Below are 24,391 nucleotides of genomic sequence, written 5' to 3' on the forward strand. Positions count from 1 at the left end.
AAAATTAAAGAAATGGGTTTATATTATAACATTCCAGCGAATGTAAAGGATTACGAAAATCCACAGCGGGAATACGAAGAAGATGTTGCAGTCCTTGAAAAAGAAGACGAGGTTTATAAAATAATTCTGTGGAATGACGATGTCAATACTTTCGATTATGTGATTGATGCGTTAGTCGAAATTTGCGAACACACTTTAGAGCAAGCCGAACAATGCACCTTTTTAGTTCACTACAAAGGTAAATGCACCGTAAAAACCGGAAGTTTAGAAAAACTAAAACCCATGCACGAGAAATTACTTTCGAGAAGTTTAACTTCAGAAATAGTTTAAACCAAAGTTTCGGATTTCGAAACTTTTATTTTGTAAAAAATATGAGTACAGTATTATTAATCATTATTGCAGCCACTGCGATTATCAGTTACATTGCTTTCAGCAACCATGCGATGTTCGAAAAATACAAGTTCAATGTTGGTGCAATTTTGCGCAACAAAGAATATGTGCGTTTAATTTCTGCCGGTTTTTTACACGCCGATTTAATGCATTTGCTGCTGAATATGTATGTTCTTTACATGTTCAGTCAACCGATTTTTGAGACATTTGGTACCGTTGGATTTCTGATTATTTATTTCGGATCCATACTATTAGGCAATTTATTTTCGCTCTATCTCTACAAAAATCAATCTTGGTATTCGGCGATTGGCGCGAGTGGCGGAGTTTCGGGAATTATTTTTGCAAGTGTCGCTTTGTATCCAGATGTTATACAAATCGGCATTATATTTCTACCGCCAGAATTCAGTGTGCCTGGTTATATTTTCGGATTGCTATATTTCGGTTATTCGGTTTATATGATGCTTAATCCTAAGCAAAATGACAATATCGGACATGCCGCGCATTTGGGAGGCGCTTTCTTTGGATTAATTTACACCGTTGCCATGTTTCCGATGGTGGCTGTGGACAATGCTTTATTTTTAGGAATTATGTCACTTCCCTTGATTTATATGGCGTATCAAGTGTTCTATAAAAAGAAAATTGGCTAGTAGTTTTGGGAGCACCAGGATTTTCGCTTCTTAGAAAACCGGTCCCGCTTTCCACTATATCTTTTTTTCGTCGTTCCTCCTCAAAAAAGGATACCGTTCCAATCGGAGGCTAGAAGTTCAGGTGGTTTTTCTTTTCACTAGAGAAAAAAAGAATATCTTATTAAAAGAATATTTCAGTAGGTACCGGCTTCAGCCCCTTTATAGATTAGAACATTTTAAATGGCTTCAGTCAAAACTTATTGGTAAAAAACTATTTGGCGCTCGACACTATTATCGGGATAATTGGGAAGTAGTAAATGTAGTTTTATCGGTTTCATGACTCATCAATTTTACTTTTCATCGCTCGCTTCACTCAACTGTCAACTGTCAACTTTCAACTCTCAACTATTTTCACTTTCCTCCCCAAACAAATCTTTCATTCCCTGACAAATCCTTCATCAACGTGGCTTTATTTAAAATATCAGTAAAAAGTTCCAACGTTTCCTTTCCTAACTTCTGATTAATTTCCAGAAATACCAATCCGTCTTCAGCTAAATAATTTTCGCAATCATCGGCAATTTTTTCATAGAAAATCAAAGCATTAGAAGTGGGAGAGAACAACGCCATTTTCGGTTCAAACGCTTTCACAGAATCTCCGATCTCCTTTTCTTCCTCCATCCCGATATAAGGCGGGTTAGAAATAATCACATCATAAACTTCAGTCAAATTCTCTGTTAAATAATTCTGATGAATAAAGTTAATTTCAACTTCATGAAAATCAGCATTTCTCTGCGCAGTTTTTAAAGCATTATCAGAAAACTCAATCGCCGAAACTTGTGCTTCAGGAAAATGTTTCTTTAACACAATCGGAATAATTCCAGATCCAGTTCCAATATCTAAAATTTTGAATTCCTTCTTGGATAATGCTGAACTTTTAATTTGTTCAATCGCCAGTTCCAACAATTCTTCTGTTTCAGGCCTTGGAATTAAAACGTGTTCATCAACGAAAAATCTTAAACCATAAAATTCCGTTTCACCTAAAATCTGTTGATAAGGTTTTCCTGTTCTCAAATCCGCGATGATACTTTGAAGTTCAAGAAATTGAGTTTTTTTAATTTCGTTAGTCATCACTTTACGCAATTCAATTTTATTTAAATCAGTGAGATATTCTAAGAAAATTTCCACCAAAATAGAACTTTCAGCCTCGGTGTAATTTTCAGAAATCTCTTTTTTAAAGTAAATTTTACAATCTTGATACGTCATTTTTAGAGGTAATATTTCAGAATTTTAAATATAATTCCTTTTTTTTGAAATTGAATAATTACTAGTCAAAATATCTTGCTGAAAGCGCTGTTAAAAAGCAAAATTTTTGAAAACGAAACAGAAATTTAAATAATTTCACTATTTTTGAAAAAATTGGTAAATGAACATGAAGAAGTATTTGATGTTGACTTTTTTCGCTTTGGTAATTGTTTCTTGCGGTTCCGCAAAAAAAGTGGTAAAAAGAGAAATTCCTACAAAGACCGTCAAGAAAGTTGATAATCTAAAAACCCTCGACTCCTATTATTCCGGAAAAAACTCAGCTGAAGTTGCTGAGATTTTGAAAGATGCACAAAAGTATTTAGGCGCACCTTACAAATATGCCGGAAATACTTCCGCCGGATTCGACTGTTCTGGGTTGGTATGCAAAGTGTTTGATGAAAATAACACCAAACTCGCTCGCCGCTCCGAAGATCAATCCAATCAAGGAAAATCTATTTCAATTAAGGAAGCCAAACCAGGTGACTTGGTTTTCTTTGCCACCGCTGGTGGAAGCCGAGTAACTCACGTGGGAATTGTCCACGATATCGGGAACAACGGCGAAGTTAAATTTATTCATTCCTCCACCTCAAAAGGCGTCATCATTTCTTCACTTAACGAGAAATATTGGAACAATGCCTACCTTTTCGCGAGAAGAGTTTTGTAAATTTGGGTTCCTTTAAAATTAAAAAAATCAAACGAATAATATGTTACAACAAACTATAGAAAATATCTGGGACAACAGAGAATTGTTAAAAGATGCCGAAAGCCAAGCTTCAATTCGCGAAGTCATCCGACAATTAGATTTAGGAGAACTTAGAGTTGCTGAGCCAACTGACGACGGTTGGAAAGTGAATGAGTGGGTAAAGAAAGCCGTTGTGATGTATTTTCCAATGCAGAAAATGGAGACGATTGAGGTGGGACCTTTTGAGTTCCATGATAAAATGCCTTTGAAAAGAAATTATGCTGAAAAAGGAGTGCGCGTTGTTCCGCCTGCTGTTGCGAGAGAAGGCGCTTACATTGCTCCGGGCGTAATTTTGATGCCATCGTATGTGAATATTGGTGCTTATGTAGATTCGGGAACAATGGTCGATACTTGGGCAACTGTTGGTAGTTGTGCTCAAATTGGAAAAGACGTTCACTTGAGTGGTGGAGTAGGAATTGGTGGAGTTTTAGAACCTTTGCAAGCAGCTCCAGTAATCATTGAAGATAACGTTTTCGTTGGTTCAAGATGTATTGTTGTAGAAGGCGTTCACGTAGAAAGAGAAGCGGTTCTCGGAGCGAATGTTGTTCTTACTGCGTCTACGAAAATCATTGACGTTACAGGTGAATCTCTAGTTGAAATTAAAGGTAGAGTTCCAGCTCGTTCGGTTGTGATTCCAGGAAGTTATACCAAACAGTTTCCAGCCGGAGAATTTCAAGTTCCATGTGCTTTAATTATTGGACAGAGAAAAGAATCTACTGATAAAAAAACCTCTCTAAACGATGCTTTGAGAGAAAATAATGTAGCAGTTTAATATTTCTATAATGATTTGGGCAGCTTGATCCGTCCTCCGTTCCCGCTTTTTTTACTACTGGCTTCGACAAGCTCAGCCACCAACAAAAAAGAGCTCCACTCAGGCCGGGCTGCAAGATTTTTTACTTTTTCAAAAGTTTCAAATAATATCAAAAAGTAGCATATTTTGAAAGCTAAATTTTTAAAATTCATATCAAATCCCAAATATATTTTTGGGATTTATCTTCTTGTTTCCATCTTGTCTGCAGTCGCAAAATATCGCGGTGGACCGGCAAAGTATAATAATTACATGATTTTTAAAAATGTATTTACCAATACTTTAGCCGAAAAAAATATTTATCTTTTATATCCCGACTTCCATTTTGATTCCAATCATTATGGCGTTTTATTTAGTGTTCTAATTGCACCTTTCGCGATAATGCCAGATTGGTTGGGTATGGTTTTATGGAATGTTGCTAATACTTTGGTTTTCCTTTTTGCGATTCATAAACTCCCATTTTCTAATCCTAAAAAAGCTTTTTTTGCTTGGTTGTGTTTGCAGGAATTTATTACGGCCGCGGTGAGTTTACAGTTTAATATTGCTTTGACAGGCTTGCTGATTTTATCCGCAGTTTATATTTACGAAAGAAAAGAAACCCAGTCAGCGATTACTATCTTAATCGGTTTTTTCGTAAAACTCTACGGAGTAGCTGGACTTTCCGCTTTCTTTTTTATTAAGAATAAATGGAAGTTCATTCTTTCTTTAGTAGGATTTGGACTGGTGTTTTTGATTCTCCCAATGTTACTTTCAAGTCCACATTTTGGAATCCAATCGTATGCAGATTGGTTTCAATCTTTGTCGGAAAAGAATGCTTCAAATCAAGTTTTAGGAAACCGACAGGATTATTCCTTGATGGGAATTGTAAGAAGAGTTTCTGGGAATGCCGACATTTCTAACCTTGCATTTTTACTTCCTGGAATCGCGGTTTTCGGCTTACCTTATTTGAGAATTAATCAATACAAACATCTTCCTTTCCAATTGATGATTCTCGCATCAACGCTTTTATTCATCGTGCTTTTTAGTTCAGGCTCCGAATCTCCAACATTCATAATTGCTGTAGCTGGAGTCATGATTTGGTTTCTGATGCAAAAAGAGAAGTCTCCTTTAATTATCGGAATGTTGATCTTCGTAATCATCTTAACTTGTTTCTCTTTTTCAGATTTATTTCCGAAATTCATCAAGGACAATTACATTATGAAATATTCCCTAAAAGCGCTACCTTGTTGCGTCGTTTGGTTCCGCGTGATCTACGAATTGATGACCAACGATTTCGAAAAAGACTACCAATTAGATTAATCATTCCGTGAAGAAAATTTCCATCGTCATTCCCGCGCATAACGAAGAGGACAATGTTGCTTTGATTCATCAACGCATCAAAGAAGTTTTCCTAAAACTGGACACCTATAAATTCGAAATCATCTTCGTCAATGATGGGAGTCGCGATCAGACTCAAGCGAAATTGGAGCAATTAGCCAATCAATTTGAGGAAGTTAAATTCATAGAATTTTCCCGTAATTTCGGACATCAACCTGCTGTAAAAGCTGGTATGGATTGTTCGAACGGAAATGCCGTAATATCCATGGATGCTGATTTACAACATCCACCAGAATTGATTCCGGACCTGATCAAGAAGTGGGAAGAAGGTGCTGATATTGTCTACACCATCCGAACTTATCCCAAACAAATCTCCATTTTTAAAAGAAAAACGTCAATTCTATTTTACCATTTCCTATCCAGTATTTCCGATGTAAATCTCGTAGAAGGTGGCGGTTCAGATTTTCGATTAATGGATGCTTCCGTAGTTGATGTGGTTAGAGAAATGAACGAAACCGATATTTTCTTGCGAGGTTTATCTACGTGGGTAGGTTTTCGTCAGATCGGCGTTCCTTATGTCGCTGCCGAAAGAGCTTCAGGTGAAAGCAGTTATAACCTCAGTAAAATGCTTCGTTTTGCCTTTACTGGGATTACGGCTTTCAGTGTGAAACCCCTTTATTTAGCGGCGTATCTTGGATTTATCTTTTCCGTTTTTGCTGTTTTAGGATATGCGATTTATGTGATTCATTCTTTTGTAACCCAAACTGAAATTTCTGGTTGGGCGTCTTTAATTATGACCGTCGTATTTTTCGGTGGTTTACAATTGATTATTATGGGAATTATTGGGATGTATTTGGGTAAAATTTTCAAGCAGGTAAAAGAACGCCCGAACTATATTATTCGGTCGAAAAATTTTTAATAATAAAATAAGTGATGTTTCGCGATTTTATTAACAGTATTATTAATGATTTAACATTTTTTTTATCGTAGTATATTTATAATCTTTATTTATTTTTGTGAAATTTAAAAATTTAAAAATGAAAAAATTAGTATTGTTTTCTTCACTATTTATGACATGCTTCGGTTATGCGCAAATTACATTAGAAAAAGCCTTTCCAAATAATGAAAATATCATAACCTATCAAGATGGTGATCAACTATACTATGTCAGTACTGTTCAGGGAAGCAATGTAATTACTATCTATAATCAGGATTATACCGTTTTTAAAACTGTCAATTCTCAAATCCCCTCTAATTACAATATATATTTAATAAACTCCAACATTTATCCTGGTTACTCCGTTTCTAAATATTTATTTAATGCTGATGCGAAAATGGAATTTTTTGTATCAGGAAGTTATTATGTTTCCGATACTGCTAGTTATATTTTTCAAAGTAAAATTGTGAATGAAGATGGTATTATTGTAAAGGATTTTGGAGATATAAGTATTGGTTCATTTTATCCTTACACAGATCCTGTTGCCAATAAAAATAAAATGGTAGTTCATAAATATGGTTTGCTTAATAATGTGGCGTGGTCTACGGATGAAATCTATTCATTGCCAACATCATCATTAACTACAAAAGAAATTAATAATTTAACTGGTAGCAAATTATCTGCGTTTCCTATCCCAACAAGTAGCAGATTAAATATCCTAAATCCCAGAAATGGCAATTATTTAGTAGAAATTACGGACGTTTCTGGTAAAATAGTAAAAACTAAAGCGTTTGGTAACGAAAATCAAATAAATATTCTTGTTGCAGATTTACCAACGGGTGTTTATTTTTATAAAATAGGGAACCAAAGTTCAAAATTTATAAAAGATTAATATCTTGAAAATATAGCAAGATTTAGAACCTTGATTTTCTATGAAGATATCTTACGACGGAAAACGCTTCTTCAATAACAGTTCGGGTTTAGGCAACTATTCCCGAGATTTGGTGCGAATTGTGGCGACTTATTTTCCAGAAAATGATTATGTCTTAATTAATGAAAATCAAACCGAAAAAGGGAAGGAGATAGTAGCGTTACCTCAAGTTTCTTTTGTTGAAACTTCCAAAGGAAGTTGGTCGAGGCAATTGAAAATGGGCAAAGATGCGCAACTGATTAATGCCGATATTTTTCACGGACTTTCTGGTGAGTTGCCTTTAATTTGGAAAGAAAGTCCCATTAAAAAAATCGTGACCATTCATGATTTAATTTTCATGAGATTTCCCCAATATTATTCGTTCTTTGATCGCAAAATCCATTTCTGGAAGTTCAAAAAAGCGGTTGAACAAGCCGATTTAATCATTGCGATTTCTGACCAAACGAAGCGCGATATTATTCAGTATTTAAAAGTTCCGGAAGAGAAAATTCGGGTGATTTATCAAGGATGTCATCATGCTTTTAAGGAAAATCAAAGTGAAGAGTTTTTAACTTCAACTAAAGAAAAGTATAATCTTCCAAAACGATTTATTCTGAATGTTGGAACGATTGAAGAGCGGAAAAATTTATTGAATATCGTTAAAGCTATTAATGGAACTAAAATTCCGCTAGTTGTCATTGGTAAAAAAACTAAATACTTTAATAAGGTCAAAAAATATTTAGTTAAAAATAAATTAGAAAATCAAGTTCAGTTCCTGGAAAACGTTTCGATAGAAGAATTGGCAGCGATTTATAAACTGGCCGATCTATTTGTTTATCCAAGTTTGTTTGAAGGTTTCGGAATTCCAGTGATTGAAGCTCTTTTTTCGGAAACTCCTGTAATTACAAGCAATGTAAGTTGTCTCCCAGAAGCTGGAGGTCCCGATGCTGCCTATATTGATCCAACTAATTTTGAAGACATTAAAGCTAAGATTAGCTTTCTTTGGAACAATGAATCGGAAAGGAAACGAAGAGCTAGAAAAGGAGTGCAATTCGTTCAAAAATTTAAGGATGAATCGATTGCGAAAGAGATGATGAATGCTTATCAAAGTTTGCTTAAAAATTAAGAACAATCAAAATAATTTTATTAAAATACCTAAATGATATGATTAAAATTTCATCAGTTTTATTTATACTATTATCTTCATTCCTTTTTGGTCAAAATGCGGCTCAGCTTGAATCTCAAAGAGTTGCAGAGCAAAATTACAAAATGCAAGTTTCTAACGGTGCTTACGAAAAAGCAATTGATGAAATGAGCAATAGCGTGCGAAAAAGTTCGCGGGAAAAAATAAACCAAATTGATGATGATTTTGAATTTAATTTCGCAGAAAAAACAAAAATTGAATCTAAAATAAATTCCATTTTAGAAAAGAAAAATGCTGTTAAAAATAAGTTAAGCAAGGCAAAATCTGATATTGATAAAAATGATTTTCTTCAAAAGCTGGATAGCCTGAATATCGATTTGGAGAAATTGAAAAGTAAGTTGGCGCAGAATGAAGCCGAATTAAAGATTCTTCAGGAATCGTACAGAAATCTCACTAAATAGATTTGTGGAAAATATATTTTAAAATGTAAGCTTGACAGTTTATCTAATTATTTCTGAGCTCACAGAAACTACTTTTTACAAAATATTAAATTTTACAAACTGTTTATCAGTGTTTTAAGTCCATATTAATATTTTTTCTTGCAGGTTTAGTTTTTTATTAGATATATTTGCAGAGTTAAAACAACATGAAAAATACAACCGCTTTATTCCATCATCATCATCTCATCTAAAGACGAGTTGATTTAATGTGGTCCAAAGTGACTTAAAATAATAAAAAACCGTCTGAGCAAAGACGGTTTTTTTTGTATTCAAAATAAAAGCATTTGTTCAGACCCAATCTCAAAACTGAACATGAATAAATTAAAAATTGCAATACAAAAAAGCGGACGTTTAAGTGAAAAGTCCCTCGAACTTTTAAAAGAATGTGGAATTAAAATTCCTGATTTTAAAAGCAAACTCAAAAATTCAGCTACCAATTTCCCTTTGGAAATTCTCTTTCTTCGAGATGATGATATTCCAAAATATGTAGAACAAGGCATTGTCGATATTGGAATTATTGGCGAAAACGAAGTGTTGGAACAAGGTAAAAATGTGGACTTAGTAAGAAAGTTAGGTTTTGCAAATTGTCGCCTTTCGTTAGCAATCCCAAAAGAGGTAGAATATACAGATCTGAGTTTTTTCGATCAGAAAAAAATTGCGACTTCCTATCCTTCAATTGTTAAAAATTACTTTGAAAAAAACAATATCAAGGCTGAAATCGTAGAGATTTCTGGAAGTGTGGAAATTGCACCAAGTATTGGTTTAGCAGATACCATCGCCGATTTAGTCAGTTCTGGAAGTACCCTTTTACACAATGGTTTGAAAGAAGTGGAGCAGGTTTTGAAAAGTGAAGCCGTTTTAATTTCCAGCAAAAATCTTCCTGATGACATTTCAATCATTCTTGAATCCTTTCTTTTCCGAATTCAAGCCGTTATTAATTCCCGTGAGAACAAATACATTTTGTTGAACGCTCCGAACGATTCCATCGAAAAAATAATTGAAATTTTACCAGGCATGAAATCGCCCACCGTTTTACCTTTAGCAAAAACTGGCTGGAGTAGTATTCACTCTGTTGTTCGGGAGAATGAATTCTGGAAAATTATTGATGAGTTGAAAAAGTACGGAGCAGAAGGAATACTCGTGATCCCAATTGAAAAAATGGTAATGTAATGATAATGAATAATATATCTAAATATCCAGTACGAGATTCGTGGGAAATTTTGTTAGAAAGACCAACGCTTGAGAAAAAGAACTTAAGAAATACTGTTCAGAAAATATTTTTGAAAGTTAGAAATGAAGGTGATTCTGCTTTAAAGGAATTTTCAACCAAGTTTGATCATGTTACAATTGAAAACTTCTTAGTTTCTGCAGAAGAAATAGAATTGGCAATCACTGAAGTTCCGGCAGAATTGAAAAAGGCAATTAATCAAGCTAAAGAAAACATCTTTAAATTTCACCTTGTTCAAAAAGCAGAAGCGGAGGAAATTGAAACCACAGCAGGAGTTGTTTGCTGGCGAGAATCCAGAGCGATTGAAAAAGTGGGTTTATACATTCCAGGCGGAACAGCACCACTTTTCTCAACGGTTTTAATGTTGGCTGTTCCCGCTCAAATTGCAGACTGTAAAGAATTGATTCTTTGTTCACCGCCACAAAAAGATGGCTCCATTAATCCTGCGATATTATACACCGCGAAATTATGTGGAATTACAAAAATTTTCAAAGTAGGCGGAGCTCAAGCAATTGCTGCTTTAACTTTCGGCACAGAAAGTATTTTGAAAGTTGATAAAATTTTCGGACCTGGAAATCAATATGTCACCCAAGCGAAACAGTTGGCGATGGAATATAATGTCGCCATTGATTTACCGGCGGGACCGAGCGAAGTTTTAGTGATTGCTGATGAAACGGCTATTCCAGAATTTTGTGCCGCAGATTTGCTTTCCCAAGCGGAACATGGAATCGACTCACAAGTGATTTTTATTTCTACAGATGAAGAAGTGTTTAATGAAACTTTAAAAGAAATTGAACAGCAATTAGCTGAACTTCCAAGAAATGAAATTGCAAAGTCAGCTTTAGAAAATAGCCGTTTTATATTATTGAAATCAATTGATGAAGCGCTTGAAATGAGTAATTTTTACGCACCAGAACATTTAATTTTATCCGTGGAAAACCCGAGAAATTATATTTCTAAAACCACCAATGCTGGTTCTATTTTCCTCGGAAATTACACGCCAGAGTCTGCGGGAGATTATGCAAGTGGAACAAATCACACTCTGCCAACCAACGGTTTTGCTAAGAATTATAGTGGCGTTTCGCTCGACAGTTTTGTGAAGAAAATTACCATTCAGGAAATTTCAAAAACGGGACTGAAGAATATTGGAAAAACAATCGAAATTATGGCAGCTGCCGAAGGTTTGGATGCTCACAAAAATGCAGTTTCACTTCGCTTAAAATCATTACAAAATGGAATTTAATTTAAATACAATGATTCGACCGCATTTAGCTGGAGTGAAATCGTACCAAACTTTGCGTGACTTTTTCTTAAATCAAAAGGTCGTCTTCTTGGATGCGAATGAAAATCCGTTCGGGGATTTTAATCGCTATCCAGATGGTGATCCGATTCAATTAAAAAAGAAACTAGCTGAAATTAATCTAGCAAAGACGGAGAATTTATTCTTAGGAAATGGAAGCGATGAACTGATTGATTTAACTATGCGTATTTTTTGTGAACCAGCGAAGGATTCGATTATGATTATGAATCCAAGTTTTGTAATGTACGAGATTTATGCAAAGATGAATAATCTTCAAGTTGAAAAATTACAACTGAATTCAGATTTTGAATTAGAAAAGGGTAAATTTTTAGATACAATTTCGAAAAGCCAAGCTAAAGTTTTATTTCTGTGTACACCAAATAATCCAACCGGCAATTCGATTGACGATCTAGAATTTTACATTCAAAATTTTAATGGAATAGTAGTCGTTGATGAAGCGTATATTGAGTTTTCTCCAGAAGATTCTGCGGTCAAATTATTAAATAAATATCCAAACTTAATTGTACTAAAGACTTTATCAAAGGCTTTTGGAATGGCAGGTTTACGAATTGGAGTTGGTTTTGCCTCACCTGAAATTGCGAATTTGTTCATCCAACTTAAACCTCCTTACAATATTAGTTCAGAAAGTCAAAAATTGGCTTTGGAGCAATTGAATCAAGTGGAAGAAATCCAAAATAACATCGGTTTCATTCTGGAAGAAAAGAAAAAATTGAAAAAAGGTTTAGATCAAATTAATGGGGTCGTAAAAATATATCCTTCCGATGCGAATTTTTTCCTGATTGAATTTAAAGATGCACAACTGATCTATCAGAAATTATTAGACAAAAATATTTTGACAAGTTTGAGGCATCCAAGTTTAAAAAACTGCCTTCGAATAAGTGTCGGAACTGCTCAAGAAAATTCAGAACTATTAAAAGTATTATCAGAAATAAACTAATCATGAAAAAAGTATTATTCATTGACCGCGACGGAACAATAATTATTGAACCGCCGACAGATTTACAGGTAGATTCTTTAGAAAAATTAGAATTTTATCTAAAAGTGATTCAGAATTTAGCTAAGATTGTCAAGGAACTTGATTACGAATTAGTAATGGTGACGAATCAAGACGGTTTGGGAACAGATTCTTTTCCGGAAGAAGATTTCAGAATTCCACAGGAAAAAATGCTGAAAACATTAGCCAATGAAAATATTGTTTTCTCAGATATTTTAGTTGATAATAGTTTTGAATCTGAAAATTCGCACAATAGAAAACCACGAACCGGATTGCTTCAAAAATATATTTATGGAAATTACGATTTGAAAAACTCCTTTGTTATCGGTGATCGAAAAACAGATGTTGAGTTGGCAAAAAATTTAGGAACACAATCAATTTTTATTGCAGATCAACAATTTGATGAAGCCACTTTAACGACAAACAATTGGGACGAGATCTATCAATATCTAAAGCAAATTCCACGTAAAACGAAAGTCAACCGAAAAACAAAAGAAACGGAAATTACCGTTGAACTAAATCTGGACGGAAGTGGAAAATCGAATATCAATACAGGTTTGGCGTTCTTTGATCACATGCTGGAACAAATCTCAAAACATGGCAATTTTGATTTAGAAGTTTTGGTAAATGGTGATCTTCAGGTTGATGAACACCACACGATTGAAGATACGGCTTTGGTTTTGGGAACCTGTTTTGAACAAGCTTTAGGTTCAAAGAAAGGAATTGAACGGTATGCTTTTGCTTTGCCGATGGACGATTGTTTAGCGCAAGTCGCTCTGGATTTTGGTGGACGGAACTGGTTGGTTTGGAAAGTCGATTTTAAAAGAGAAAAAATTGGTGATGTTCCGACAGAATTATTTTATCACTTCTTTAAATCATTCACTGATACTGGGAAATGTAATTTAAATATTCAATGTGAAGGTGAAAATGAGCACCACAAAGTTGAATCAATCTTTAAAGCATTTGCTAAAGTTTTACGGGATGCAGTGAGGCGAGATGACAATAATTTTTCCATCCCAAGTACCAAAGGAATATTATGATAGCGATAATTGATTATGTAGCTGGCAATGTAAAATCCGTTGAAAATGCTGTGAGAAAGTTAGGTTATGAAATCTTAATAACTTCAAATCCTAAAGAAATTAAAAATGCTGAAAAAGTTATTTTCCCCGGAGTTGGTGAAGCGTCAACAGCGATGAATTATTTGAAATCTTTAAAATTGGAAGAATTAATTCCAACTTTGAAACAACCTTTTTTAGGAATTTGTTTAGGACAGCAATTATTATGTGACTTCTCAGAAGAAGGAAATACAAAATGTCTCGGGATTTTCGATCTAAAAGTAAAACAATTTCCCGCCACAGATATTGTTCCGCACATGGGTTGGAATAATTTGCAGAAAATGAAAAGTCCACTTTTTAATGGAATTTCAGATGATGATAATTTCTATTTTGTCCATAGTTATTATTGTGAAATTGGCGAAAACACGACTTCTGAATGTGATTATATTTTACCTTTCTCTGCAACATTGCAAAAAGATAACTTTTACGGAACTCAATTTCACACAGAAAAATCTGGCGACGTTGGCTCAAAAATTCTAGAAAACTTTTTAAAATTAAAATAATTTAACCACAAAAGTCACAAAAGTAGAGGTGAAATTTTATCTCTTTAAAGTTTGCAAAAGGTATGACTATAACAATTACACTTATATGAACTTTTGAGTTCTTTAAGAATTAAAAAACCTTTGTGCCTTTTGTGGTTTAAAAAATAATATAAAATGAAAATATTTCCAGCCATCGATATTATCGACGGGAAATGTGTTCGCCTTTCTAAAGGAGATTACGATACGAAAATAATATATCACGAAAATCCTTTGGACATTGCGAAAGAGTATGAAGCGAATGGAATTCAATATCTGCACTTGGTCGATTTAGACGGCGCGAAAGCGAAAACCATTAAAAATTTAAAAACCTTAGAAATTCTAGCTTCTCAAACCAATTTAATTATCGATTTTGGTGGTGGAATCAAAACACGAGAAAGTTTAGAAAGTGCTTTCAACGCCGGAGCAAGTCAAGTGACCATTGGAAGTATAGCTGTCGAAAATCCAGAAATGTGTACAGAGTGGATCAAAGAATTTGGTGCAGAAAGATTAATTTTAGGCGCGGATTGTTTAGACCGAAAAGTAAAAACTTCAGGTTGGTTAGAAAATTCAAATTTGGACGTAATTGGCTTTATTCAATCGTATCAAAAGAAGGGAATAAAAGACGTGATTTGCACCGATATTTCAAAAGACGGAATGTTGGCTGGACCTTCATTCGAACTATACCAAGAGATTTTAGATCAAAGCCAAGTTTCCTTAATCTCAAGTGGCGGAATTTCTTCGATGAAAGATCTGGAGGATTTAAAAGATCTCGGTTGTTCCGGCGCGATTATCGGAAAAGCTTTGTACGAAGGCAAAATTACTTTGAAAGAACTTCAAAAACTTTTATAAAATGTTAAAAAAAAGAATCATTCCGTGTTTGGATATCAAAGATGGAAAAACGGTAAAAGGAATTCAATTTGAAGATTTAAGAATTGCGGGAGATCCAGTGGAACTTGCCAAAAAATATGTGAAAGATGGCGCCGATGAACTGGTTTTCCTGGACATTACGGCAACTTTAGAAGGACGAAAAACTTTAATAGAATTGGTAGAAAAACTCAGTTTAGAAATCAATATTCCTTTTACCATCGGCGGCGGAATTTCCTCCGTTCAAGATGTTGAAGCGCTGTTAAAAGCCGGAGCCGATAAAGTTTCCATCAATTCTGCCGCAGTGAGAAGACCAGAATTGGTTAGGGAAATTGCCCAACAATTCGGCAATCAATGTGTCGTTGTTGCGATTGATACCAAAAACATTGACGGTGAAGATTACGTTTTTATCAATGGTGGAAAAATTCAAACAGAATTGAAAACAATCGATTGGGTAAAAACCGTCGCAGATCTAGGAGCCGGAGAAATCTTGCTGACATCCATGGATTTTGACGGAACGAAAAACGGATTTGATATCAGAATGCTTCAGAATATTTCAAAAGTTTGTCAACTCCCGATCATTGCTTCAGGTGGCGCTGGAAAGATGGGAGATTTTACCGAAGTCTTTACCAGAACAAATGTTACCGGAGCTTTAGCGGCGAGTATTTTTCACTTTAATGAAATTAAAATATCAGACTTAAAAGAAAATTTAAAACAAAACAAAATATCCATACGATGAATTTAGATTTTGAAAAAGGAAATGGTTTAGTTCCTGTTATTATTCAGGATGATCGAACACAGCAGGTTTTAATGTTGGGTTACATGAACGAAGAAGCCTTAGAATTAACTCAAAAAGATGGACGCGTTCATTTCTTCAGCCGTACCAAAAATATAATTTGGCTCAAAGGCGAAACCTCCGAAAATTACCTTTATGTAAAAAGCATCAAACATGATTGCGATTCAGATGCTTTATTGATTCAGGCAAAACCAGCTGGGAATGTTTGTCATACCGGAACGTTCAGTTGTTTCGAAGAGAAAAATTCGAAAGGTTTTATATATGAATTAGAAGAAACAATTTCAGAACGAATTGATCAAAAAGTTGAAAAATCTTATACGTACGATTTATATCAAAGAGGCATCAATAAAATGGCTCAGAAAGTAGGAGAGGAAGCCGTAGAATTGGTCATCGAAGCGAAAGATGACAATGGCAATTTGTTTAAAGATGAAGCCGCAGATTTACTCTATCACTTCTTGATCTTATTAAAAGCGAAATCATTTTCATTGATGGACATCGAGGAAGTATTGATGGAAAGAAATCGGAAATAAAAATGAAGTTTTCTTGAAGCCACGAATGCACGAATAATACTTTCTGTAAATGATTTTCTTTGAAATTGCAATTAGTAAAATTAAGATTTTTTAAAGATTGAGGATTAATGTTCAATTAAGTTAAAAATATTGATTTTTAAACTTTCTGTTCTCTTAGAATTGTTAAAATCACTTTAATCTCTTGTGACTTTTGTGGTTTCAAAATTGTCGCGGAAATCATTCGTGAATTCGTGGCAGAAAAAATTACTTTTTAATCATCAATTTTCTCGTCACCTTTTGATCCTCAACCATCATCGTTCCCAGATAAATACCAGAACTCAGTTTCGAAACATCAATTCGCTTTTCATTCTTCGTCTGGATTAAAGTTCGTCCAGTAAGATCAGTGATTGTAAAAGTGTAATCTTTCTGGTTCAGATTAATCATCTCAATTTGAATATAATCATTGGCTGGATTCGGATAAATTTTCAAAGATTCCAACATCTCTTCAGGCGGACAATCAACAGCTAAAGTCGTAGTTTGAGCCACCGCGAAATGCTGAACTGCACCAAGAGCTGCTTTGCCGACATTGTAAACAAAAACCGGATCCATATTCATATAAGTATCTGCTGCAGTATGTGGTTTTGTACTTTCTCGGAATTCATAAAAACCTGTGATGACTTCACCATTGGACTGGAACGGCATATAATCCGACCCGTAGGCATAGTAAAGATTCGTTTGCAGTGGCGAATACAAACCAACGCAGTTCATCAGCTCTTGTGTAACAGACGAAGACGCCGCGTTATTGGTCGCTGGATTATTATTGGTGTCTCTCTCACAAGTTATCGTGTTATTCACTTGTCCAGCCACGCCGCCAACCTGATCAATATTAAAGACCAGTTTGATATCCATTTTTGGACTCGTCGAGTTCACTACCGTGTTGACATAATTCTGACTTCCCAGTAATCCTTGTTCCTCGCCGGTAAAATTGATGAACTTAATAGAATATTCAGTCGGAATATCTTTCAGAATTCTAGCCATTTCCAGAATCACAGAAACACCACTGCCATTGTCATTAACACCCGGACCAGCAATTGTATCATAATGTCCACAAATAATAATAAAGGTGTTCGGATAAGTGGTGCCGGTCTTGGTAACGATTATATTCTTGGTTTGATTACCTCCGTACGAAAAAGCGTTTTCGCTAATATCCAGATCACCATATCCAAGATAAAGGTATTTACTTTTCAACCAACTGAAAGCATTATTATTACTGACCGTTCCGGTCTTTTTCACACCTAATGTTGCAAATTCCGTCAGGTAGCTATTGATGTTGGTCTGACTCATCAGATTCGCTCTGTCCTGATACGCTTGCGTAAAATTTTGACTGAACACAGAAACGGAGAATAGAAGTGCAGCAAAGAAACCTAGTTTTTTCATAGTATTGTAAGTGGAGTAAAAATACCAAAAAATCTCACACCTAATGGTATGAGATTTAATATTGATAACAAAAAATGTTTTATTTATTTTACTTGATCTACGATTGCTTTGAACGCTTCAGGATGATTCATTGCTAAATCAGCTAAAACTTTTCTGTTCAACTCAATGTTGTTCGTTTTAAGAGCGCCCATAAACTGGGAGTAAGACAATCCGTGTTCTCTTGCACCAGCGTTGATACGCATGATCCAAAGAGCTCTGAAACTTCTTTTCTTTTCTTTTCTACCGCGGTAAGCATATTGCATTGCTTTTTGTACGGCGTTTTTTGCAACTGTCCAAACGTTCTTTCTTCTACCGAAATAACCTTTGGCCAATTTAATAACTTTTTTTCTGCGAGCTCTAGAAGCTACTGCATTTACTGATCTTGGCATAATTTAAATTTGTTTTTTTGAAAAGGGCGGCAAGTTATTTCATTGCACTTTTCTGCACCGTTTCAGGGTTAAATTTTCTGAATTTGTTAATTCTTATAAACCGATTGATTTATAAAAACTATTTTAAAGCTAATTGACGTAAAACGCTCTTTTTGTCCACTTCGGCAACGTAAGAAGTTTGCGTAAGATTTCTCTTTTGCTTCGTTTCTTTTTTCGTTAAGATGTGGCTTTTATAAGCACCTTTTCTTTTAATCTTTCCGGTTCCGGTAAGCTTAAAACGCTTCTTAGCACCTGATTTAGTTTTTAATTTTGGCATTTTTGCTTAATTTATATATTTGTTATCAATATCGTTTCTCATCATGTGCATCCACTTTACAGTATTGTACACATTTTTCAGACTGCAAAAGTACAAAATTTCAGTCAATTATAAAAAGATATTGCAATCTAATATTATTAAAGATTTGGGCGTGCCCTTCAGTTATTCATTCCGTCTTGTCTAAAGACCAGACTCCATTCACTCCTTCAGGTCGGGCTATCCACTCATACTCCTCACGCTAACGCTTTTCCCACCGCTTGTTCCGGGGTAACCGTTTCTATCCCTCACGCAGAAGGGAATGTATTTTAAAAACGCAGTATCAGTCAAGAAAGCAAAATTTAATTAGACTCAAGCAACCTATTGAGCAAATTTAGGAATGATTTATATTTGATTGTTTTCCGAAATGAAATAACTTTATCCTATGAAAGTCAAAATTCCATCACTCCTATTTTTACTACTTCTCGTTCTTCACTCCTGCGAAAACAAAACGCAAAAAGCAACGGAATCAAAATCGAGCGCCGTCCAAAAAGTAGGACGAGTGGAAACTAGTAAAATCGACACTACAAGTATGGTTGCTCCTTTTGAAGTAATTACCGATTTTGTAGAAGTGGAGAATGATCCGTACGAACCAGAAATTATTTATCCAGAAACAGGAAACACTGCTGCAGATTTCCTTCCCAATTTAAATATTTATAAAATTCAATACCAAGCAAAAGGAGACTTAAATAAAGATGGTCGAGATGACCTCGTGGTGGTGCTGGTCCACAAAGAATCTAAGATAGCAGATCGGCCGATGCTTATATTACTTCAGAATAAAGAAAAATCTTATCGTTTAGACAAAATTTCTAATAAGGTATTTCCAGTAGAATATAATGAAGCTGACTATAAACATTTTGACACTGAAGATATTAGTGTGGAGGACGGTCAACTCTATATTAATCTTTATAGCATCGGTCCCAGCGGCAATATTTTTGCCTCCTTCAAATGCAGGGGAAATGATTTCGTCTTAGATAACTTGGAGGGTAATTTTAGAGGCGCGGGTGGAAGTTCTATAATTACTTATAATTCTTCTACAGGAGAAATTTCAACAGTTGATACCAATACGATGGAAGAGGATATGCCTTCTAAATCTCACACCTCAAAATCTAAACAAAAAAGATATCTCTTCGAAAACACTTCTATCACTAATTTTTTTCTAGAGGATAATTAAAAGTACAAGCGCCGAAGTTAGGAGTTTTATACTGATTTTCGAATATAATTTTGCGCTCGCTTAACAGTTTAATTCTACCAGTCGGGCGATCCACTTTTAATCCTCGCGCCAGCGCATCTTTCTACCGCTCGTTCCGGGATAACCGTTTCTACCACTCACGCCTGAGGAAAAATTAAAACAAAATATTTATAATTCAAGAATAATTTTTTTTTTCACAGAATACTAAATATTTTTAAACGTAATTTAGAACTAGCGTATATTTACGAGTTGTGCGATATGCTAAAACAAGGACTTACAAATATAAAAAATCATCAACACCAATGAAAAATTATTTATTACTCTTATTTTTTACTACTAACTTTTTAGCTTGTTCACAAACGCCAGATAAAGAATATAAAAAATATTGGGAAAATGGAAAATTAAATGAGGTAGGACTACTTGATGATGATGGGAATAAGACTGGGGAATTTACGTATTATTATGAGGACGGAGCTCTTCACGCGAAAGTAAACTATTCAAAAGGAATTGCAAATGGAGAAAGCATTAACTATCATTATAGAGGTGGAAAAATTTGGGACGAAGGAAAATATGAGAAGGGTGAAAAAACCGGTGAATGGAAAGGTTATTATAAAACGGGAGAATTAAAGTCTGTTCTGAATTACGTAAATGGAAAGAAATTTGGCGAGTGCAAATATTATTATGAAAATGGAAAACTATGGCAGATTGGCCAATTTGACAAAGAACAAAAAGGTTTATGGAAACACTTTTATGAAAATGGTGAGTTGAAAGGAATGGGAAACCATGTAAACGGAAATGAAATTGGTGAATGGAAATGGTATTTTGAAAATGGACAATTAGAAGAAATTGGGAATTATGAAAAAGGGAAAGAAGTAGGCGAATGGAAATATTACGATGACAAAGGTAATCATATTGAAACGATAAAAAACTAAAAGAACATCACACAACAAGGTATCTATACAAGAGGGCCTGAAGTTTTCATCGAAGATTTTAGCGATTAACTAAGTTTTTAGCAAGTATAAAAATAATCATGGAACATACAGGAGTTGTTGGAATGGGAATGTTAGCTGCATGGAGAAATTCAGGTCTAGGAACGGAACTTATGAAACATTCAATTAATTGGGCAAAAGAAAATGCAATTTTAGAACTGTTATGGCTGCAAGTTTATTGCGAAAATGAAATAGGTGTAAATCTATACTGGAAAATGAATTTTAAAGAAAATAGAATTATTAAGAATTACTTTAAACGTAACGGAAAATACTATGATAATTTGACGATGAGTTTATCCCTAAAATAAAAAATTGAACACACAACAAAGTATTTTTTTTTTGCATATCTAAAATACCTATCAGAAAAATTTATTCAAAAATTTCCGATACGAACAGTCTCACAACTTTACACGGTAATATATTTATTTTTAAATGCTCGATCAAATAATTTTCTAACGCAAAAAAAAAGAGACTCCCAGAGAGCCTCTTTACTATTTTATAATTCAAAGTTGATTTCGCTAATTTCTAAAAAGTATTTCTACTTCCTTCAGAATCCATATCTGATTCCATGCCATCACTTGCCGTGTCATAAAATCGGTCTCCATCCGTGAAATAAAGATTGTTCTTCGCTTTACTGATAATTCTGGCGCGTTCTTTTTCGCTTAACTCAGTCGATTTTCCAGTGGCAGCTGTATCTGGATATCTTTCTTTAGTGAATTCATTCACATTAATTGCTCCTTCATCATCCATAATTTCTCTGGCTTTTTCTGCACGGTCCATGTCATCGGTATAAACGGTTATGATATTGCTTTTGCTACCTGCGTAACTGTACTTGCTTCGGTCATCTTCATTATCTCCGAAAAGCCAGTTCCAGAATCCTGTAGTTTTTTCATCTTCTTTGTAATTATAATTACTGGAAGGTTGATCTCCCAGGACAGAAGTCGAGTAGCGGGAAACATGGTAATCTTCGGCTGGAAAACCAGCACTGTTTAATTGGGTTACAACGGTATCTAAATCTTCATTGTTGGGGAACATTCCCACGATGGTGTACGACATAATTTAATTTTTAATATTAATAATTGTGATTTGGTAGTTAACATAACATCAAAAATGATGACAAAATCAATGTTCAGCATAAATTTTACAACTTTTTAACATCATGTAAATTGATCGTGTCGCCACAGATTTTTGGAAAGCATCAGATTATTAAAAGAAAAAAAAGAGACTCTAAAAAGAATCTCTTTAATATTGTATAAAAGTGGTGTGATAATCACCTCACTAAATCGTCAAATTTACTTCGCCGGTTTTTTCGGGCTCATCATCATAATCATTCTCTTACCTTCTAATTTAGGCAATTGATCAACTTTTCCAACGTGCTCTAATTCCTGTGCTAATTTAAGAAGAAGGATTTCTCCCTGATCTTTAAAGATGATCGAACGTCCTTTAAAGAAAACATACGTTTTCAATTTGGAACCTTCTTCTAAGAATTTTTCAGCGTGTTTCTTTTTGAAATCATAATCATGCTCATCGGTTTGTGGACCGAATCTGATTTCTTTAACAACAACTTTAACTTGTTTAGATTTTAGTTCTTTCTGTTTCTTCTTTTGCTCATAAAGAAACTTTTTATAATCCAGAATTCTGGAAATAAAAGGTTCTGCTTTATCTGAAATAACCACCAAATCCAATTCCTGATCTTTTGCTATTTCAAGAGCTTTTTCTAGCGGATAAACGCCGGGTTCCACATTATCACCTACTAAACGTACTTCTCTTGCCCGAATCTTTTGATTAATCTGGTGCAAATCTTCTTGAACACGTCTCTGTGGACCTCTACCTCTGTAATGAAATTTTTGTGCTATGGTGTCTTTTTTTAATTGGTTAAATTCTAATTTGTAATTTTTGCTTCTTTTTTGAAGTAAGTGATGAAGTCATCAACGGTCATTGTTCCCAGATCTCCTTCGCCTCTTCGACGTACAGAAATCGTTCCGTTTTCCTCTTCATTCTCGCCGACGATTAACATAAAAGGTAGTTTTTGGAGTTCCGCATCACGGATTTTACGACCAGTCTTCTCGTTTCGCTCATCAATCAGTCCGCAAATATCGTGATTTTCCAGCAATTGTGAAACTTTTTTTGCATAATCCGTATATTTTTCACTAATCGGCAAAATCGTAAACTGATCTGGTGCCAACCAAAGTGGAAAATCTCCAGCTGTATTTTCTAATAAAATCGCTATAAATCGTTCCATAGAGCCAAATGGCGCGCGGTGAATCATCACAGGTCGGTGCTTCTCATTATCGCTTCCAATGTAAGTAAGGTCGAATCTTTCCGGTAAATTATAATCTACCTGAATGGTTCCTAACTGCCATTTGCGACCCAAGGCGTCTTTCACCATGAAATCAAGTTTTGGACCGTAGAAAGCTGCTTCACCATATTCGATGACGTAGTTTAAGTTCTTCTTTTTAGCGGCCTCAATAATGGCATCTTCTGCTTTTTTCCAGTTCTCATCAGAACCGATATATTTTTCTTTATTCTCGGGATCTCTTAACGAAACCTGAGTTACAAAATCTTCAAATCCTAAAGATTTGAAAACATACAACGTTAAATCAATAACATTTTCAAATTCTGCCATCAGCTGATCTGGGGTACAGAAAATGTGAGCATCATCTTGAGTAAAGCCACGAACTCTGGTTAAACCATGAAGTTCGCCTGATTGCTCATATCTATAAACTGTTCCAAATTCTGCAAATCTTTTTGGCAAATCTTTGTAAGACCATTGACCAACTTTGTAGATTTCACAATGGTGTGGACAGTTCATTGGTTTCAACATAAACTCTTCGCCTTCGTTTGGAGTTTTTATAGGTTGAAAACTATCAGCTCCATATTTGTCCCAGTGTCCAGAAGTTACATATAATTCTTTGGCTCCAATGTGCGGCGTCATTACGAATTCGTATCCAGATTTTTTCTGTGCTGCGGAAAGAAAGTCTTCTAATTTTTTTCTTAAAGCGGTTCCTTTTGGCAACCATAATGGTAAACCAGCACCAACTTTTTCAGAGAAAGCAAAGATTCCTAATTCTTTACCGAGTTTTCGGTGGTCACGGCGTTTTGCTTCTTCTAATCGTTCTAAATATTCAGTTAAATCTTTCTGTTTCGGGAACGTAATTCCGTAAACTCTGGTTAACTGTTTGTTTTTTTCATCGCCTCTCCAATATGCACCGGCAGCGTTAAGTACTTTGGCTGCTTTTACAATTCCTGTAGCAGGAATATGACCACCTCGACATAAGTCGGTGAAGTTGTCATGCGTGCAGAAAGTAATTTCACCATCGTTTAGATTAGAAATTAATTCTGTCTTGTAAGGATTGTCTGCGTATTCTTTTAAAGCGTCTGCTTTTGAAACTGGATACAACGAGAACGTTGAATTCTTTTTCGCATTCTCCAGCATTTTCTTTTCTATTTTTTCGAAATATTTTTCAGATAAAACCTCATCGCCGAAATCAACGTCGTAGTAGAATCCTTGTTCGATTGCTGGCCCGATCGTTAATTTTGCCTCTGGATAAAACTCCATGATAGCTTGCGCCAACAGGTGAGCAGAGGAGTGCCAAAATGCTTTCTTACCCAAATCATCATTCCAGGTTAGAAGTTGAACCGTAGAATCGGTCGTGATCGGCGTGGTGATTTCAACCTGTGTTCCGTTGACAATTGCGGAAATGGTGTTTCTCGCCAAACCTTCACTGATTGACTTTGCTACTTCGAGCGGAGTTACCGCGCTTTCAAATTCTTTGATGCTTCCATCGGGAAGAGTAATTTTAATCATTTTGACCTAAAAATTTTAAGAAGCAAAAATACGGATTTTCTCTGAAATATTGTTTTAGTTTTCGGGATATTGTGTCGAAAACTTTTGAGCAATGGCAGTTTATTGATAATGTTGAAGATTTTTTCTTTTTAAAAGTAGCAAGCAGGAAGTTCTAGCCCTGG

At 34.9% G+C, this 24,391-nt stretch carries 27 protein-coding genes; 20 read left to right on the forward strand and 7 right to left on the reverse strand.

The annotated features are described in order from the left end of the window. The first annotated feature begins 12 nt into the window (after window positions 1-12). Complete coding sequence (locus BMX49_RS06960) at window positions 13-330, forward strand: ATP-dependent Clp protease adaptor ClpS (protein ID WP_051803542.1); 318 nt, start codon at window positions 13-15, stop codon at window positions 328-330. A 41-nt stretch (window positions 331-371) separates the two neighbouring features. Next, window positions 372-1,037, forward strand: coding sequence for a rhomboid family intramembrane serine protease (locus tag BMX49_RS06965; protein ID WP_034716492.1), 666 nt, complete (start codon window positions 372-374; stop codon window positions 1,035-1,037). 390 nt (window positions 1,038-1,427) lie between these two features. Here BMX49_RS06965 and prmC read toward each other — a convergent pair whose 3' ends face one another. Next, a complete protein-coding gene (gene prmC, locus BMX49_RS06970) occupies window positions 1,428-2,279 on the reverse strand; it encodes a peptide chain release factor N(5)-glutamine methyltransferase (RefSeq protein WP_034716490.1) in 852 nt (283 codons plus the stop codon). A 166-nt stretch (window positions 2,280-2,445) separates the two neighbouring features. Between prmC and BMX49_RS06975 the strand changes: the two genes are divergently transcribed. From BMX49_RS06975 to hisIE, 15 genes are all read left to right on the forward strand, one after another. Beyond that, window positions 2,446-2,982: a C40 family peptidase gene (locus tag BMX49_RS06975; RefSeq protein WP_034717420.1), complete on the forward strand. Its 537-nt coding sequence runs from the start codon at window positions 2,446-2,448 to the stop codon at window positions 2,980-2,982. 40 nt (window positions 2,983-3,022) lie between these two features. Next, window positions 3,023-3,832, forward strand: a complete 810-nt coding sequence (locus BMX49_RS06980) for a 2,3,4,5-tetrahydropyridine-2,6-dicarboxylate N-succinyltransferase (RefSeq protein ID WP_034716487.1) — start codon at window positions 3,023-3,025, stop codon at window positions 3,830-3,832. A 165-nt stretch (window positions 3,833-3,997) separates the two neighbouring features. Then, on the forward strand, window positions 3,998-5,167 hold the full coding sequence (locus tag BMX49_RS06990) for a glycosyltransferase family 87 protein (protein ID WP_051803540.1): 1,170 nt from the start codon (window positions 3,998-4,000) through the stop codon (window positions 5,165-5,167). A 7-nt stretch (window positions 5,168-5,174) separates the two neighbouring features. Next, entirely contained in the window at window positions 5,175-6,104 is a 930-nt protein-coding gene (locus tag BMX49_RS06995) for a glycosyltransferase family 2 protein (RefSeq protein WP_034716483.1), read from the forward strand. A 118-nt stretch (window positions 6,105-6,222) separates the two neighbouring features. Continuing rightward, entirely contained in the window at window positions 6,223-7,014 is a 792-nt protein-coding gene (locus BMX49_RS07000) for a T9SS type A sorting domain-containing protein (RefSeq protein ID WP_034716481.1), read from the forward strand. Between the two features lie 40 nt (window positions 7,015-7,054). Then, a complete protein-coding gene (locus tag BMX49_RS07005) occupies window positions 7,055-8,158 on the forward strand; it encodes a glycosyltransferase family 4 protein (protein WP_034716479.1) in 1,104 nt (367 codons plus the stop codon). Between the two features lie 38 nt (window positions 8,159-8,196). After that, window positions 8,197-8,637: a coiled-coil domain-containing protein gene (locus BMX49_RS07010; RefSeq protein WP_034716477.1), complete on the forward strand. Its 441-nt coding sequence runs from the start codon at window positions 8,197-8,199 to the stop codon at window positions 8,635-8,637. A 351-nt stretch (window positions 8,638-8,988) separates the two neighbouring features. Further along, a complete protein-coding gene (gene hisG, locus BMX49_RS07015) occupies window positions 8,989-9,846 on the forward strand; it encodes an ATP phosphoribosyltransferase (protein WP_034716475.1) in 858 nt (285 codons plus the stop codon). Window positions 9,847-9,851: 5 nt separating this feature from the next. Next, window positions 9,852-11,147: a histidinol dehydrogenase gene (gene hisD, locus BMX49_RS07020; protein ID WP_034717418.1), complete on the forward strand. Its 1,296-nt coding sequence runs from the start codon at window positions 9,852-9,854 to the stop codon at window positions 11,145-11,147. Next, window positions 11,137-12,162, forward strand: a complete 1,026-nt coding sequence (gene hisC / locus BMX49_RS07025) for a histidinol-phosphate transaminase (protein WP_034716473.1) — start codon at window positions 11,137-11,139, stop codon at window positions 12,160-12,162. The genes hisD and hisC overlap by 11 nt, the downstream gene beginning before the upstream one ends. A 2-nt stretch (window positions 12,163-12,164) precedes the next feature. After that, on the forward strand, window positions 12,165-13,259 hold the full coding sequence (gene hisB / locus BMX49_RS07030; RefSeq protein ID WP_034716471.1) for a bifunctional histidinol-phosphatase/imidazoleglycerol-phosphate dehydratase HisB: 1,095 nt from the start codon (window positions 12,165-12,167) through the stop codon (window positions 13,257-13,259). Further along, window positions 13,256-13,837 (forward strand): imidazole glycerol phosphate synthase subunit HisH, encoded by a 582-nt coding sequence (gene hisH / locus BMX49_RS07035; protein ID WP_034716469.1) that lies wholly within the window; start codon window positions 13,256-13,258, stop codon window positions 13,835-13,837. Before hisB ends, hisH begins: the two co-directional genes overlap by 4 nt. Window positions 13,838-13,990: 153 nt before the next feature. Beyond that, the gene (hisA, locus tag BMX49_RS07040; protein WP_034716467.1) at window positions 13,991-14,704 is read left to right on the forward strand and encodes a 1-(5-phosphoribosyl)-5-[(5-phosphoribosylamino)methylideneamino]imidazole-4-carboxamide isomerase; all 714 of its coding nucleotides are present in this window, start codon (window positions 13,991-13,993) and stop codon (window positions 14,702-14,704) included. 1 nt (window position 14,705) lies between these two features. Then, complete coding sequence (hisF, locus tag BMX49_RS07045; RefSeq protein WP_034716465.1) at window positions 14,706-15,458, forward strand: imidazole glycerol phosphate synthase subunit HisF; 753 nt, start codon at window positions 14,706-14,708, stop codon at window positions 15,456-15,458. Beyond that, on the forward strand, window positions 15,455-16,045 hold the full coding sequence (hisIE, locus tag BMX49_RS07050; protein ID WP_034716464.1) for a bifunctional phosphoribosyl-AMP cyclohydrolase/phosphoribosyl-ATP diphosphatase HisIE: 591 nt from the start codon (window positions 15,455-15,457) through the stop codon (window positions 16,043-16,045). Before hisF ends, hisIE begins: the two co-directional genes overlap by 4 nt. Before the next feature lie 243 nt (window positions 16,046-16,288). Here the strand turns inward: hisIE and BMX49_RS07055 are convergent, their stop codons facing one another. The 3 genes from BMX49_RS07055 to rpmI form a co-directional block, all read right to left on the reverse strand. Further along, on the reverse strand, window positions 16,289-17,461 hold the full coding sequence (locus BMX49_RS07055; protein ID WP_034716462.1) for a M28 family peptidase: 1,173 nt from the start codon (window positions 17,459-17,461) through the stop codon (window positions 16,289-16,291). A gap of 83 nt (window positions 17,462-17,544) precedes the next feature. Continuing rightward, window positions 17,545-17,889 (reverse strand): 50S ribosomal protein L20, encoded by a 345-nt coding sequence (gene rplT, locus BMX49_RS07060; protein ID WP_034716460.1) that lies wholly within the window; start codon window positions 17,887-17,889, stop codon window positions 17,545-17,547. 118 nt (window positions 17,890-18,007) lie between these two features. Beyond that, window positions 18,008-18,205 (reverse strand): 50S ribosomal protein L35, encoded by a 198-nt coding sequence (rpmI, locus tag BMX49_RS07065; RefSeq protein WP_034716458.1) that lies wholly within the window; start codon window positions 18,203-18,205, stop codon window positions 18,008-18,010. A gap of 421 nt (window positions 18,206-18,626) precedes the next feature. Here rpmI and BMX49_RS07070 point away from each other — a divergent pair, with 421 nt between their 5' ends. The 3 genes from BMX49_RS07070 to BMX49_RS07080 all read left to right on the forward strand — a co-directional run bounded on the left by BMX49_RS07070 (window position 18,627) and on the right by BMX49_RS07080 (window position 20,730). After that, on the forward strand, window positions 18,627-19,415 hold the full coding sequence (locus BMX49_RS07070; protein WP_034716455.1) for a hypothetical protein: 789 nt from the start codon (window positions 18,627-18,629) through the stop codon (window positions 19,413-19,415). 320 nt (window positions 19,416-19,735) lie between these two features. Further along, window positions 19,736-20,365 (forward strand): toxin-antitoxin system YwqK family antitoxin, encoded by a 630-nt coding sequence (locus BMX49_RS07075; RefSeq protein WP_034716453.1) that lies wholly within the window; start codon window positions 19,736-19,738, stop codon window positions 20,363-20,365. A 95-nt stretch (window positions 20,366-20,460) separates the two neighbouring features. Next, window positions 20,461-20,730 carry a GNAT family N-acetyltransferase gene (locus tag BMX49_RS07080; protein WP_375600472.1) on the forward strand — a complete coding sequence of 90 codons (270 nt, stop codon included), beginning with the start codon at window positions 20,461-20,463 and terminating at the stop codon, window positions 20,728-20,730. A gap of 217 nt (window positions 20,731-20,947) precedes the next feature. Here the strand turns inward: BMX49_RS07080 and BMX49_RS07085 are convergent, their stop codons facing one another. The 3 genes from BMX49_RS07085 to thrS form a co-directional block, all read right to left on the reverse strand. Further along, on the reverse strand, window positions 20,948-21,478 hold the full coding sequence (locus BMX49_RS07085; protein WP_034716450.1) for a hypothetical protein: 531 nt from the start codon (window positions 21,476-21,478) through the stop codon (window positions 20,948-20,950). Window positions 21,479-21,714: 236 nt separating this feature from the next. Next, the gene (gene infC / locus BMX49_RS07090) at window positions 21,715-22,221 is read right to left on the reverse strand and encodes a translation initiation factor IF-3 (protein WP_034716446.1); all 507 of its coding nucleotides are present in this window, start codon (window positions 22,219-22,221) and stop codon (window positions 21,715-21,717) included. A gap of 83 nt (window positions 22,222-22,304) precedes the next feature. Next, window positions 22,305-24,230, reverse strand: coding sequence for a threonine--tRNA ligase (gene thrS / locus BMX49_RS07095; protein WP_034716443.1), 1,926 nt, complete (start codon window positions 24,228-24,230; stop codon window positions 22,305-22,307). Window positions 24,231-24,391: the final 161 nt, after the last annotated feature.

Origin of the sequence: Kaistella antarctica, assembly GCF_900109615.1 — a bacterium.
Taxonomy (GTDB): Bacteria; Bacteroidota; Bacteroidia; order Flavobacteriales; family Weeksellaceae; genus Kaistella; species Kaistella antarctica.

Bases quoted from the DNA above. Each gene is read 5' to 3' on its own strand.
- BMX49_RS06975 (WP_034717420.1), top strand. From the start codon at position 2,446: ATGAAGAAGTATTTGATGTTGACTTTTTTCGCTTTGGTAATTGTTTCT.
- BMX49_RS06965 (WP_034716492.1), top strand. From the start codon at position 372: ATGAGTACAGTATTATTAATCATTATTGCAGCCACTGCGATTATCAGT.
- BMX49_RS07000 (WP_034716481.1), top strand. From the start codon at position 6,223: ATGAAAAAATTAGTATTGTTTTCTTCACTATTTATGACATGCTTCGGT.
- hisA (WP_034716467.1), top strand. From the start codon at position 13,991: ATGAAAATATTTCCAGCCATCGATATTATCGACGGGAAATGTGTTCGC.
- rpmI (WP_034716458.1), bottom strand. From the start codon at position 18,205: ATGCCAAAATTAAAAACTAAATCAGGTGCTAAGAAGCGTTTTAAGCTT.
- hisH (WP_034716469.1), top strand. From the start codon at position 13,256: ATGATAGCGATAATTGATTATGTAGCTGGCAATGTAAAATCCGTTGAA.
- BMX49_RS07005 (WP_034716479.1), top strand. From the start codon at position 7,055: ATGAAGATATCTTACGACGGAAAACGCTTCTTCAATAACAGTTCGGGT.
- prmC (WP_034716490.1), bottom strand. From the start codon at position 2,279: ATGACGTATCAAGATTGTAAAATTTACTTTAAAAAAGAGATTTCTGAA.
- hisF (WP_034716465.1), top strand. From the start codon at position 14,706: ATGTTAAAAAAAAGAATCATTCCGTGTTTGGATATCAAAGATGGAAAA.
- hisD (WP_034717418.1), top strand. From the start codon at position 9,852: ATGAATAATATATCTAAATATCCAGTACGAGATTCGTGGGAAATTTTG.
- hisB (WP_034716471.1), top strand. From the start codon at position 12,165: ATGAAAAAAGTATTATTCATTGACCGCGACGGAACAATAATTATTGAA.
- hisG (WP_034716475.1), top strand. From the start codon at position 8,989: ATGAATAAATTAAAAATTGCAATACAAAAAAGCGGACGTTTAAGTGAA.
- BMX49_RS07010 (WP_034716477.1), top strand. From the start codon at position 8,197: ATGATTAAAATTTCATCAGTTTTATTTATACTATTATCTTCATTCCTT.
- rplT (WP_034716460.1), bottom strand. From the start codon at position 17,889: ATGCCAAGATCAGTAAATGCAGTAGCTTCTAGAGCTCGCAGAAAAAAA.
- BMX49_RS07070 (WP_034716455.1), top strand. From the start codon at position 18,627: ATGAAAGTCAAAATTCCATCACTCCTATTTTTACTACTTCTCGTTCTT.
- BMX49_RS06980 (WP_034716487.1), top strand. From the start codon at position 3,023: ATGTTACAACAAACTATAGAAAATATCTGGGACAACAGAGAATTGTTA.
- BMX49_RS07055 (WP_034716462.1), bottom strand. From the start codon at position 17,461: ATGAAAAAACTAGGTTTCTTTGCTGCACTTCTATTCTCCGTTTCTGTG.
- thrS (WP_034716443.1), bottom strand. From the start codon at position 24,230: ATGATTAAAATTACTCTTCCCGATGGAAGCATCAAAGAATTTGAAAGC.
- BMX49_RS06960 (WP_051803542.1), top strand. From the start codon at position 13: ATGGGTTTATATTATAACATTCCAGCGAATGTAAAGGATTACGAAAAT.
- BMX49_RS07085 (WP_034716450.1), bottom strand. From the start codon at position 21,478: ATGTCGTACACCATCGTGGGAATGTTCCCCAACAATGAAGATTTAGAT.
- BMX49_RS07075 (WP_034716453.1), top strand. From the start codon at position 19,736: ATGAAAAATTATTTATTACTCTTATTTTTTACTACTAACTTTTTAGCT.
- hisC (WP_034716473.1), top strand. From the start codon at position 11,137: ATGGAATTTAATTTAAATACAATGATTCGACCGCATTTAGCTGGAGTG.
- hisIE (WP_034716464.1), top strand. From the start codon at position 15,455: ATGAATTTAGATTTTGAAAAAGGAAATGGTTTAGTTCCTGTTATTATT.